This window comes from Streptococcus sp. oral taxon 061, assembly GCF_964211575.1.
GTDB lineage: Bacteria > Bacillota > Bacilli > Lactobacillales > Streptococcaceae > Streptococcus.
This window is the reverse complement of sequence record NZ_CAXOQQ010000003.1, coordinates 143,212-155,385: the sequence shown is the minus strand read 5'-3', so window position 1 is coordinate 155,385 and position 12,174 is coordinate 143,212. Positions and strand designations below refer to the sequence as shown.

Annotated in this window: 9 protein-coding genes; 2 read left to right on the top strand and 7 right to left on the bottom strand. The window is 32.8% G+C overall.

Annotation, left to right across the window (positions count from 1 at the left end; all coding sequences use genetic code 11):
• Positions 1-21 precede the first annotated feature (21 nt).
• Positions 22-1,212 (bottom strand): methionine adenosyltransferase, encoded by a 1,191-nt coding sequence (gene metK, locus AB8E63_RS03505; protein WP_254723991.1) that lies wholly within the window; start codon positions 1,210-1,212, stop codon positions 22-24.
• A 222-nt stretch (positions 1,213-1,434) separates the two neighbouring features.
• Positions 1,435-2,133: a GntR family transcriptional regulator gene (locus AB8E63_RS03500; RefSeq protein ID WP_024054207.1), complete on the bottom strand. Its 699-nt coding sequence runs from the start codon at positions 2,131-2,133 to the stop codon at positions 1,435-1,437.
• 140 nt (positions 2,134-2,273) lie between these two features.
• Between AB8E63_RS03500 and guaA the strand changes: the two genes are divergently transcribed.
• A complete protein-coding gene (gene guaA, locus AB8E63_RS03495) occupies positions 2,274-3,836 on the top strand; it encodes a glutamine-hydrolyzing GMP synthase (RefSeq protein WP_178894746.1) in 1,563 nt (520 codons plus the stop codon).
• A 521-nt stretch (positions 3,837-4,357) separates the two neighbouring features.
• Here the strand turns inward: guaA and AB8E63_RS03490 are convergent.
• From AB8E63_RS03490 to pezA, 4 genes are read right to left on the bottom strand one after another with little or no spacing between them, the layout of a single operon-like run.
• Positions 4,358-6,379 (bottom strand): UvrD-helicase domain-containing protein, encoded by a 2,022-nt coding sequence (locus tag AB8E63_RS03490; protein ID WP_368909959.1) that lies wholly within the window; start codon positions 6,377-6,379, stop codon positions 4,358-4,360.
• A gap of 3 nt (positions 6,380-6,382) precedes the next feature.
• Positions 6,383-8,635: an AAA family ATPase gene (locus tag AB8E63_RS03485; protein WP_368909957.1), complete on the bottom strand. Its 2,253-nt coding sequence runs from the start codon at positions 8,633-8,635 to the stop codon at positions 6,383-6,385.
• Positions 8,636-8,647: 12 nt separating this feature from the next.
• Positions 8,648-9,418: a type II toxin-antitoxin system toxin PezT gene (gene pezT, locus AB8E63_RS03480; protein ID WP_368909956.1), complete on the bottom strand. Its 771-nt coding sequence runs from the start codon at positions 9,416-9,418 to the stop codon at positions 8,648-8,650.
• Positions 9,418-9,894: a type II toxin-antitoxin system antitoxin PezA gene (pezA, locus tag AB8E63_RS03475; protein WP_004253951.1), complete on the bottom strand. Its 477-nt coding sequence runs from the start codon at positions 9,892-9,894 to the stop codon at positions 9,418-9,420. The genes pezT and pezA overlap by 1 nt, the downstream gene beginning before the upstream one ends.
• Before the next feature lie 240 nt (positions 9,895-10,134).
• On the opposite strand from pezA, the gene AB8E63_RS03470 reads away from it, so the two are divergent.
• Positions 10,135-11,127 (top strand): hypothetical protein, encoded by a 993-nt coding sequence (locus AB8E63_RS03470; protein WP_368909953.1) that lies wholly within the window; start codon positions 10,135-10,137, stop codon positions 11,125-11,127.
• A gap of 43 nt (positions 11,128-11,170) precedes the next feature.
• On the opposite strand, the gene AB8E63_RS03465 is transcribed toward AB8E63_RS03470, so the two are convergent.
• Positions 11,171-12,136: a polyprenyl synthetase family protein gene (locus AB8E63_RS03465; protein WP_004253947.1), complete on the bottom strand. Its 966-nt coding sequence runs from the start codon at positions 12,134-12,136 to the stop codon at positions 11,171-11,173.
• Positions 12,137-12,174 lie beyond the last annotated feature (38 nt).

The following is a 12,174-nucleotide window of genomic DNA, read 5'->3' as shown; positions in this document are numbered from 1 at the left end:
AGGACCAATCTTTTTTTTAGTTTACTTAACGGCTTCTTTCAAAGCTTCTACTTTATCCAAGCGTTCCCATGGAAGATCAATATCTGTACGTCCCATATGTCCATAAGCCGCTGTTTGACGGTAGATTGGACGTTTGAGGTCAAGCATTTGGATAATTCCTGCAGGACGAAGGTCAAAGATTTGACGCGCTGCTTTTTCAAGTTTACTTTCAGCTACTGTTCCTGTACCGAAAGTATCGATACGGACAGATACAGGTTGAGCTACCCCAATCGCGTAAGCCAATTGCACTTCTGCTTTCTTAGCAAGACCTGCAGCAACAATGTTTTTAGCAATGTAGCGAGCTGCATAAGAAGCTGAACGGTCAACCTTAGTGGCATCCTTACCAGAGAAGGCACCACCACCATGACGTGAATAACCACCATAAGTATCCACGATGATCTTACGACCCGTCAAACCTGAGTCCCCTTGAGGACCTCCGATAACGAAACGACCAGTTGGATTGATAAAGAATTTTGTATCATCGTCAAGATACGAAGCTGGAATCACTTCCTTGATGACCTTGTTGATTACATCCTTATGGATCTGTTCATTGCTGACTTCTGGATCGTGTTGAGTTGAAATAACAACAGTGTCCACGCGCACTGGTTGGTCATTTTCATCATATTCAACAGTAACTTGAGATTTAGCGTCTGGACGAAGGTAGCTAATTTCACCAGACTTACGTAGCTCTGCCAAACGACGAACCAACTTGTGGCTGAGTGAGATTGGCAATGGCATGAGTTCTTCAGTTTCATCCACCGCAAAACCAAACATGAGACCTTGGTCTCCAGCTCCAATCAAATCAAGTGGATCTTGATCCGCATTCCCACGAACCTCTAAGGCTTCATTAACCCCTTGAGCGATATCTGGTGATTGTTCTACCAAGGATGGGTGAACTCCTACCGTCTCTGCAGAAAAACCGTACTCTGTATTGGTATAACCGATTTCTGCAATCGTATCACGAACCACTCGGTTAATATCGACATAAGCATTGGTTGAAATTTCACCGAAAACATGTACTGAACCAGTATAAACAGCTGTTTCAGCAGCAACGTGCGCCTCTGGATCTTGCTCTAGAATAGCATCCAAGATAGCATCTGAAATTTGGTCTGCAATCTTATCTGGATGCCCCTCAGATACAGATTCAGACGTGAATAATTTACGTTCTGACATAAAAATGTCCCCCCTTAAAAAATATTCGTTATAGAGTTACAAAGAACTGGTAGATGCATTCTACCACCTTATCGGGACCATATAACCTAACTATTATAACACGAATCTTTAAAAAAAACTCGTATGATTACTATTTTTCTTACTAGGAGAATGTTTTCTAATCATAACTAAATAAAAACTCTTAAAATAGATGAGTTTCTACTTTAAGAGTGATGTTATAAACTAATTATTTTCTAGATAAAATTCAAACCGTTCTCCGACGTATTGGCTCTTTACATACTCAAAAGCCGTTCCGTCATCAAAGTAAGAAACCTGAGTCAAACCTAAAATAGCATGTCCTTTTTCAACTTCTAGGTAATGAGCTATCTTTTCTTTTGCTAAACGTGCGTATATGGTCTGGTGAGATTTACCAATTCGATAACCATGCTCTTGCAAGGTTTGAAAGAAGTGCTTAGTTACTTCTTCTTTTTTGAAATTTTTGATAAATTTCTCAGGAATCGACGCTACTTCATAGACAACAGGAACCTTATCCGCATAGCGAACACGTTCCATACGAATGATGTTATCAGTTGGCAGTAAACCAAGTTTAGCCACTTCTTGCTCATTTGGAATGGTTCGACGATAAGAAATCAAGTGACTAGACGGAGTTTTCCCTTGAGCTTTAACAATTTCCGTAAAACTAGTTGTTCCACGCATTCTTTCCTGAACACGTGTGCTTGAAACAAAGGTCCCACTACCTACACGTCGTTCCAAAACCCCTTCTTCAACCAAAAGAGAGATTGCTTGACGTAAGGTCATGCGGCTAACAGCAAATTCTTCTGCTAAATCTCGCTCACTTGGAAGTCTTTCCCCAATTTTCCAACTTCCCTCATCAATGTCTTTCTTGATTTGGTCGTGGATTTTCATATAAGCTGGTAACATGCTTGATCACTTCTTTTCTTTATTTTTTCCATTGTACCGTAACTCATAGGGAAAAGTCAAACCGCACTTGTTTGGTTGGTAATTCTAACCCTTTTATGATAGAATATTCAAGAAGATATTTCTTTTAAGAAAGGGAAAAGATGAGCAACATTTCAACTGATTTGCAAGATGTCGAAAAGATCATCGTTCTGGACTATGGTAGCCAGTATAACCAACTTATCTCACGTCGCATCCGTGAGATTGGTGTCTTTTCAGAACTAAAAAGTCACAAGATTTCGGCTGACGAAGTCCGTGCTATCAATCCTATCGGGATTGTACTTTCTGGTGGTCCAAACTCTGTTTACGAAGAAGGATCGTTTGATATTGATCCAGAGATTTTTGAACTTGGAATTCCGATTTTGGGGATCTGCTACGGTATGCAGCTATTGACTCACAAGCTTGGAGGAAAGGTTGTTCCTGCAGGCGATGCTGGTAACCGTGAATACGGTCAATCAACATTGACTCACACAGAATCTGCTCTTTTTGCTGGAACTCCAGAAGAACAACTTGTATTGATGAGCCACGGAGATGCTGTTACAGAAATTCCTGCTGACTTTGTTCGTACTGGAACTTCTGCAGACTGTCCTTATGCATCTATTGAAAACCCTGATAAGAAAATTTACGGTATCCAATTCCACCCGGAAGTTCGCCACTCAGTTCACGGTTATGATATTTTGCGTAACTTTGCTTTAAATATCTGTGGTGCCAAAGGTGACTGGACTATGGATAACTTTATCGAGATGCAAATCAAACAAATCCGTGAAAAGGTGGGAGACAAACGTGTTCTCCTTGGTCTTTCAGGTGGTGTTGACTCTTCAGTTGTTGGGGTTCTCCTCCAAAAAGCCATCGGAGATCAATTGATCTGTATCTTTGTAGACCACGGTCTTCTCCGTAAAGGTGAAGCTGACCAAGTTATGGACATGCTTGGTGGTAAGTTTGGTTTGAATATCGTCAAAGCAGACGCTGCAAAACGCTTCCTTGACAAACTTGCTGGCGTTTCTGACCCTGAACAAAAACGTAAGATTATCGGTAACGAGTTTGTCTATGTCTTTGATGACGAAGCAAGCAAACTTAAAGATGTGAAATTCCTTGCTCAAGGAACGCTTTACACTGACGTGATTGAGTCTGGTACAGATACTGCTCAAACTATCAAATCACACCACAATGTTGGTGGTCTTCCAGAAGACATGCAATTTGAACTGATTGAACCATTGAACACTCTTTATAAAGACGAAGTCCGTGCCCTCGGTACAGAGCTCGGTATGCCAGACCACATCGTATGGCGCCAACCATTCCCAGGACCAGGACTTGCTATCCGCGTCATGGGTGAAATCACTGAAGAAAAACTTGAAACTGTTCGTGAGTCAGATGCTATCCTTCGTGAAGAAATCGCTAAAGCAGGTCTTGACCGCGATATCTGGCAATACTTCACTGTTAACACTGGCGTTCGTTCAGTAGGTGTTATGGGAGATGGCCGTACTTATGACTACACCATCGCTATCCGTGCCATCACTTCTATCGATGGAATGACTGCAGACTTCGCTAAGATTCCATGGGAAGTTCTCCAAAAAATCTCAGTTCGTATCGTAAACGAAGTTGACCACGTTAACCGTATCGTCTACGATATTACAAGTAAACCACCTGCAACTGTAGAGTGGGAATGATTTATAAACATGATTTGAAGTGAAATGGTTGATTTAACAGCATTTTCAGTTATTATAAAAGGTTAAAAATCAGTCAAAATTGATTGGTTCCCCACCAAAACCCCCACCAGAAATATTCTGATGGGATTTTTTTATATTAAATTTTATTCTTCTATTATTTGATGCTTTACGAGCTTTCTTAAGACCTGGTTGGAAACATTTCTATTTGAATAAGTTTCAAGATGGTCTTAAAATCAATGTTTTCCAACATTTACAGAAAACAGAATTTCATCTAATTTGAATAAATTTCATTTAAATGGTGTGAATTTTACACTAAAAATACACGAATTGAGCTAGATTTTACCGAAAAGTTCACACCATTTAAATTGTTGTTTTGTACATCTTATATTTATATTTTTTCAAAATCAGTTTGATGATATAATCTTATCTAGGAATCAGCTAGAATTACTTTACAAGTATAGTCCAACTTAAATTTTCTACTTACATAAAAAATGAAAGAGTAAAACTTCATAAACATATGTCTAATATGAATTTAAATTGTGAATTTCTTGAAAAATATCCTTTATATTCGCTAATAAATTTTCTGGAGTATTATTTTTATAAATTACATGAAGATTTTTCTTAGCTCTTGAAAAAGCAACGTATAAAAGATTGCGAACTTCTTGAAATTGTGAATCAGAATCAATTGAAGTATTATACTTTTCAAAAAAATACTTACAATAATTTTCTTTTTTTGCAAATTTATCTTGTAGCACAACAACTACATTATCAAATTCTAGCCCCTTTGAGCCATGCAATGTGTAATAGCTAATTCCTTCATTTTTCAAATTATCAAAAATATAATTATACCACTTGATAAATTGAGAAATATCTAGATTAAAAAATTCATCAACAACTGCCGTTTCTCTTTCCGATTCCTCCGAATCTTGAGAATAGTAAAAATAATCATAAGCACGATTCTTTATATTCAGTAGAATGTTGTCTGCTGTATCATCTATGGAAAATATTTTTCTTAAAATCTCTTTACCTGATATTTCTTCTTGAATATTAACGATTCTACTAAGACATTCATCGATTGTAAGTATTGATGGATTAATCTCTCTCAAATTGTCAATAAACTGTTTCAACACTGCAAAAGTTAGTGATGATTTAGACGTTGCTATAAATTGAATAACTTCCTTAACAGTTGAATTACAATCTGTTGATTTTTGAATAAAGTCTATAAAAATTAGAATTTCTCTCAAGAACCACCCCATATGTTGTAGATTTTTCTGTAGAAATTCACTGTTTACATTATCCCAGTTATTGCCACTAAATCTTGGGAACTTTTTCAGTACTGATAATAATTCATCAAATCCTCTTGCTTTAGAAATATCATCATTTTTCATAAGAAGGCAAGCAGTATTATTAATTAGTTGATTTTCCTGTAAAAAAGTATCTAAGTTAAACTCATCACCAGCGACATAAAAATTATAAGAACCATTATCAAAATCATTATATATAGACTGTTGACCAAAATTGTCATTTCTAATTTTTTCAATTAACTCGACAATCTGCTTAGAAGAACGTCGGTTAAATTTTTTTTCAATGATTTTATATTCATGTTTATTTGGAAGAATCCCCACTCCTGAACCATAAATATTTTGCAAGGAGTCACCAAAAAATCCTACTGCTAACTTTTTCCGAGAATTTGAATATTCCCTGATACTATCAATAATAGCAACAACTTTTTCATCTGTATCTTGGTACTCATCAATTAAAATATATGGATACCTATCCGAAAATAATCTCTTTAATATATCTTTATTGGTAATTATATTTTTACAGTAAAGTAATAATGTGTCATGACTAATGACATAATTTTCAAGTTTATCACGGTTTTGAACTGGATTATAAATGATTTTTTTAGATTCTTTATCTTCAATTTCCTTTAATGTTATTTCGAGTTTATACTTTTTATTAATATCCTTAACTAAACTGCTAAACTTACTAACATTACTTAAATAGGGAGAAAAGTATTTATCATGCTTTCTTATAATAGCTTTAAAATTCTCTGCAGGAGAACTAGGTGTATTGTAGAAAATTTTCATAAATTTATCATCATTAATCTTATTTTGGAAATCAACTAGATTAACACTGTTAGAAGGAGAATTTTCATTTATTTTATAATCAATAGCATGGAGTTCATCAATTATTTTATTCTTATGTTCTATAGTCAGTAACTCTTGCTGAATAGAAATAAATCCCCATAGAAATTCATGAATTGTGGAAACTATTACCGAAGAATTTTTTCCAAGTCGAGCCAGAATCTCATCTTTTGCAGCATTAGTATATGTAATACATAAGATTTTTTGATTTCTTAACTTTAAATTTTCTCCCTCACTCTTCAAAATATGTTCAATTGATTTTTGAAGTGCATAGGTCTTCCCTGCACCAGCACCAGCATCAAAACAAAAACTCTCAAAGTTATCTAAACATTCATTAATTTTTTGCTGAATATCTAACTCTAGTTGTTTATTTTCTGGACTAATCGTATATGTCATATTTTACTCCTTAAAATAACTACAAAGTGAGTTCAAACCTGATTCAATATACTGAGGTTGTTTAAGGCTGAAGTCATCATCAGTTACAGATAAATATACAATCCCAGTAGAAAACCTTGATTTTCCATCAGATAATTTAACTTGATACATATAAGATTTATCGGCTATTTCTGATGTTTCATCAATATCACCAAAATACCTCATATTAGGATGGACATATTGTAGTGCTTTAATCAAGGATTTCTTGTATTTATTTTCATCTTCGTTTCCTGCATTCGTTAAAACAACTGCTTCCTCAAAGCTAGTAGCATAATATCCATTTATTTTACCTTGCGAGAACATAGTGATGTTATTGTAATCAATAATCAATTCTTCATTGTTATTAAGCTTTTCGATTATCTTGTTATTAATCTCACCATATTTAGCTTCTTCATCTTTTAGCTCTTTTTTTATAAAATATTGCAGAGTACCATTCGTACTCAAGGAGCTCGTTGCAGCTGCATATTTACTCTCTAAATCTGATATGTTTTGTGGAATCACATCAGGATCAGGATCATCATTATCTTTTATATCAACTTTCTTTTCAGATTCAGATCTTTTTAAATCTAAATCTGTAAAAATAACAGTTTTAATTTCTAATAAGTCCAATAAACTAATAAACTGGTGAGCGTATGCTCCATCAATCCTGTAAACTTTAATATGATGCTTCTTCAATATTGGGTGTTTATCAATCTCATATCTCAGGTAAGTTTCTTCAGAAACTCCCTCAACTAAAACAACTGCATCAGCAAAGAAAATATCTGATACCTCTAGTCTTAAATATTTTTTGATATATTCATAAGCTTTTTTATCAATATTTCTACCAGATACTATTGCGTCATCACTTATGTTCTTTATGATATTATTTACACCTGCTTGACCTAGATAACTAATATTATTAAGTGTATTTCCTGATTGAATCTTACTGTTCAAAATATGTGTTGAGTGAGTCGTAATGATAATTTGAAATGTATCTAGCTGCTGTTTTTTTCCTAATAAGGTAGCGATTGCTTTTGAAATATTCTTTATAAACAGCTCCTGCATCTGGGGATGCATAAACGACTCCGGTTCTTCAATACAAAGAATATTTACTGAACCATTAATATCTTTCTTGCTGTATAATTCAATGTAGTCAACAATCTTTGCAATAATAACCATCAAGTTTGTATATCCCATACCAAACTGGCTTTCAGGTATATTATTATTTCCCTCTTGATACTCATAAATAATACTATTTGCAAAAATTTTCTCTAAAGTTACATCTGGATGTAAATTCATCTTTAAATTCTTAGTTGATTCAATGCTTGATACTGCACTCTGAAGAATATTCTTGATATTGGTATCAACCATATCCTTTACTTGATAATTAATGGCACCAACTAATTTATCAATTGTAGCTATATCATTATTTTTTATATAAGTTGAGACTATTTTATTGTAAGCTTGCGAAAGTGTCTTGTCATTTTTAACCGTATTTGCCTCTATTGTTTCTACCTTTAGCAATGAAGATAGAGAAAATTCTTTAGCAGGCTCCTCTTTTCCTATAGGATAAAAATTTAATACAAAATAATTACTGCTAAATAAACCTAAAAATTGTCGATATTGAATCTCTTTTTTATATACGATATTTTTATCTTGCTGATTATCTGTTTCTGAATTACTTTTTTTTAGTTTAATAAGCTCTTCTTTAAAAGATTTCTCATCCGCCACTTCATACTTAATATCGATAGTTACTTCCGCAATATCTTGATTTTCTTGAGTTTCTACTGTTTTTATACCACTTACAACTAATATATCTTCGAAACTTGAAATCAAATCATTTCCATCATCGATTCCTAATATCAACTGAAACTCTAGTTTAGGAAAATAAGATTGATCAATACTTTCTATCTCTTCTTCAGATTTATTGTCAATATTTTCGTGATACCAATCTGATAATGTTTTTAAATTAAAATCGGTATATTTAAAAACACTACGACTACCTGACTTACTATTTTGTAGTGTATTCAATAATTTGACAATTGTACTTTTACCAGAATTATTTTTACCTACAATTAATGACGAACTTTTTGATATATACTCTTCTGTTATATTTATTTTCTCTGTTTCATCTTCATCTTCTGGAATTTCCGGCCATTTGCTATGAGCGAAGTTAATTACCTGAACTTCTTCGCCATATTTTCTATAATTTTTTATTGATAAACTTTTTAAATACATAAAAATTCTCTCCTATTTTGGAGTTCTCATACCCAGCTCTCTCAACCGTTCCTGTCCCATCTTCAACATCTCTTCCTCCACCTTACTCCATTTTCCAAATAGGCATTCGTGTAGAACTTCTGCTGCTGAGATCTGATCTACTTCCGAATCATAAACGCACGATTGATCCCTTTGAAAAATTTGAATTTGATTAAAAATATTGTCATTTTCTAACTCCCGTAAGTTATCAACTAAATGTTCTACAATTCCATCATGGTGTTCTTTGGGAGTCGCTCTAGCTTGACTAAGATCTATAGCATAGAGCTCCTCATAACGTATCAAAGTACTGAGATAGGACAATTCTGGCTTGGTCGCAATCAGTGCAAGTGAGACTTGATATCCTCTAGTTATCAATAATTGTGCCGTTTTTCTAGGAACTTCTGTTGTTCTCAAGGTGCCCTCGATTATCAAATGATAACCTTGTTTACTCAATTCATCTACGAGATATTCAACCATTTGGCCCGCAAATACTTTGGTATAATCCACACTATCTTTTCCATACTTTTCCTGTAGGCCAAGATAGTTCGGATGAAAAGAGCGATAACTATCTCCATCAATGATAATGATATTGCCTTGAAATTCCCTTTGTTTCACACGATGAATCGTTGTCTTACCAGCACCACTCTGTCCACCTAGCAAGATAGCCTTGGGCTGAGACGAAGTTGTTTTACCACGAGTTAAAGAACGGATAAGTCGTTTGGATGCTCGTTCAAAATCATCTTGACTAAATTCTTCTAATTTCATTAAGCCACCACCAGATGACTAGCTTGTTCTAGCATACGTTCAATGCCATCCAAATAGCCATTATATCGCTCCACATCCTCAAAAGTTGCAACAAGATAAATCTTCGTGTTAATCAAATCAGAAAGATCATTGCTCATTAGAACCCAAGGATTAGAAGCATCGTCAAATGCAATTCCTTGTTCATCTTGAAAACGATAAAGTTGCGCTAAGATATTCGCCCCTCGTTCTTTAATCACTTCAATTTTCAGAGTTAACTGATAATCTTCTACTGGTGTAAGCATTTTTTCCTCCCCTACGATATCGATATACGAAACATTAAATTTCTTGCAGATACGATCTATTAATTCTGTCGAAACTGAACTTGTCCCATTTTCATAACGACTCAGACTATTTCGAGAGATACCAACAATCTTTGCAAACTCAGGTTGCGTTAATTTATGTGTTTTACGTAACGTTTTTATATTTTCTCCAATCATGTAACTCCTCCTTTTATTTATTTCTATTATAACATAAAAAAGATAAATGCACCATTTTTGGTGCATTGTTGCTGATGGATATAATACCATATATTTAGTTATTGAAGAAAAGGTTCTATGAATCTGTTCAAAAAGTTTTTGAGAATATAAAAAAGTAAGAAAAGTATAATCTAAAACATATTGGAGATATGAATCTATGGTATACTAGTGATAATAAATAGTTATCGGTAGGAGAATACTATGGAAATAAAAATAATTGATATAATTTTATCTCAAAAATGTTTTTGGACAATTATTTTTACTTGTTGGATTTTTATTGGAATTATAGTATCAATTTTTGATTCATCATTAAAATACAATTATATATATGTTTTCGGGGTGAATTCTCTATTGTTAGCCCAGATTATCACATATCAAAATTTAATGAAAAAAGAAATAATCCTTAAAACATCTATTTCAGGTACTAAAGTCAATAATCTTCCACTATTTCCAGTATTCAGTAAAAATAATAGTTATCTAAACAAATGGTATAATATATCTATTTGTTTTGTAATTGGTTTAATTTATTTCATTTCTCTAGTATTATTAAAGGTTCTTATCTTGCAGGAGCTAATTACAATCTATGGTGCAATTACTTTAATTCTAACTGTATTTATTGCAATACAACTGTATTTAAAGTATATACTTTATATTCTCACATTAAGGAAAATTTCAAAATTAGAGTTTATTTCATTAGTACCAATTTCCCTGCATAATCCATCTGAATGTGATTGGATAGTTAAATTTACCGATAGTATGAGTTCATTTAGTAATTATTTTGGAATTTTAGGTATTGCTTATACTGCTCTATTCTATTTAACCACTCCACTATCTGCTATTAAATTTACCGGATATACATTAATAATAGATACACCTAATAACCTAGTATTTATAATTACTTGGGGAATAATTTTTATACTGATTGGCTTTGGTTATTTAATTTTTGACTATCTTTGGAAGAAATATATTAAAGAGATAATAAAAAAAATAAAAATAATGCAACTAAAGGAATATGATATTACTGATTACAGTAATAAACAACTTAATAAAGATTATATTGAACTATTTAAACTCTATAAAGATTCCCCGAACTTTCCACAGTTATTCAATGGAAAAACACTCAATCCGATAGGTTACATCCCCATTTTGATAAATCTATATAGGTTACTTCAACCATTTTTATCACAAAATTAGTGTTGTTAAAAGAGCAGAGAATTCCAATCTCTGCTCTTTTATTTTAATAAATCCCCGCTCTCACCTTCGCTAATTTAATTGAATAATCAATAAAATAATTTAATCTTTCCATAGAGTGATTTTTTTCTAAAACTTCACATTGTTTTTTAATATCAAACTCAATTAACGAAACTTCATTTTTTATATGTTTTAACACACTATATTTATTCAATAGAATTTCTATATTAGTCACCTTATCTTTATTCTGAAGTCTCAATTTTTCTTTATTAGAGAGAAACTGTTCAAGGTAAACGTAACATAAATTTTTCCTACTTTTATTAATATCAAAATTATGATTCCCTTTGTATTTTACAGTGAACTCAGGATTAAAGTATGCTTCGCAATCATTTAGTAATTGAAATAAGTAGCCTAATTTATAACCAATAATTGCTAAATGTTGATTGTCTAATTCAGGATCATATGATTTCATGCCAATCACTAAACAATTTTGAATAACTTGTGAAGTTTGGTTATCTAAGATTTCTTTTATTTTATCAATACTTACATTAATATCAATATTCAATTCTTGTATTGTTCCCTGACACATTCTAATAATCATTTGGCTAAATATCCTAATCGTAGAATCATCAATTTCAGATAATAATTCAATACACTTTCCTAATAAAAAAACTGTGATTACTAAGGCTTCATCAATAGAATATTGCTTATGTACTGTGTATATGCTATGTCTTTTATCGTCTTGATCTATAATATCATCAATAATAATAGAGGATTTATGAATTAACTCAATAGCTATTGCAGATTTGTAAACTTTTTCATTTAGATTCTCAGAAAACAACTTATAACCATAATATGTTAACAACGGTCTGAAACGACTCCCATTCACCACTTGAAGTATCTCATGATATTGTACTGGTAGTTCAAGCAGTATTGATTTAATCCTAGAATCAATAGTGAACAAAAAATCTTTTTCTTCACTATTTAACGTAATTTTTGGTGTCTTTTCCATAGTATTCTCCTAGTGATAACTATTTATTATCACTATAC

Bases quoted from the DNA above. Each gene is read 5' to 3' on its own strand.
- AB8E63_RS03500 (WP_024054207.1), bottom strand. From the start codon at position 2,133: ATGTTACCAGCTTATATGAAAATCCACGACCAAATCAAGAAAGACATT.
- pezT (WP_368909956.1), bottom strand. From the start codon at position 9,418: ATGAAATTAGAAGAATTTAGTCAAGATGATTTTGAACGAGCATCCAAA.
- metK (WP_254723991.1), bottom strand. From the start codon at position 1,212: ATGTCAGAACGTAAATTATTCACGTCTGAATCTGTATCTGAGGGGCAT.
- AB8E63_RS03485 (WP_368909957.1), bottom strand. From the start codon at position 8,635: ATGTATTTAAAAAGTTTATCAATAAAAAATTATAGAAAATATGGCGAA.
- guaA (WP_178894746.1), top strand. From the start codon at position 2,274: ATGAGCAACATTTCAACTGATTTGCAAGATGTCGAAAAGATCATCGTT.
- AB8E63_RS03465 (WP_004253947.1), bottom strand. From the start codon at position 12,136: ATGGAAAAGACACCAAAAATTACGTTAAATAGTGAAGAAAAAGATTTT.
- AB8E63_RS03490 (WP_368909959.1), bottom strand. From the start codon at position 6,379: ATGACATATACGATTAGTCCAGAAAATAAACAACTAGAGTTAGATATT.
- pezA (WP_004253951.1), bottom strand. From the start codon at position 9,894: ATGATTGGAGAAAATATAAAAACGTTACGTAAAACACATAAATTAACG.
- AB8E63_RS03470 (WP_368909953.1), top strand. From the start codon at position 10,135: ATGGAAATAAAAATAATTGATATAATTTTATCTCAAAAATGTTTTTGG.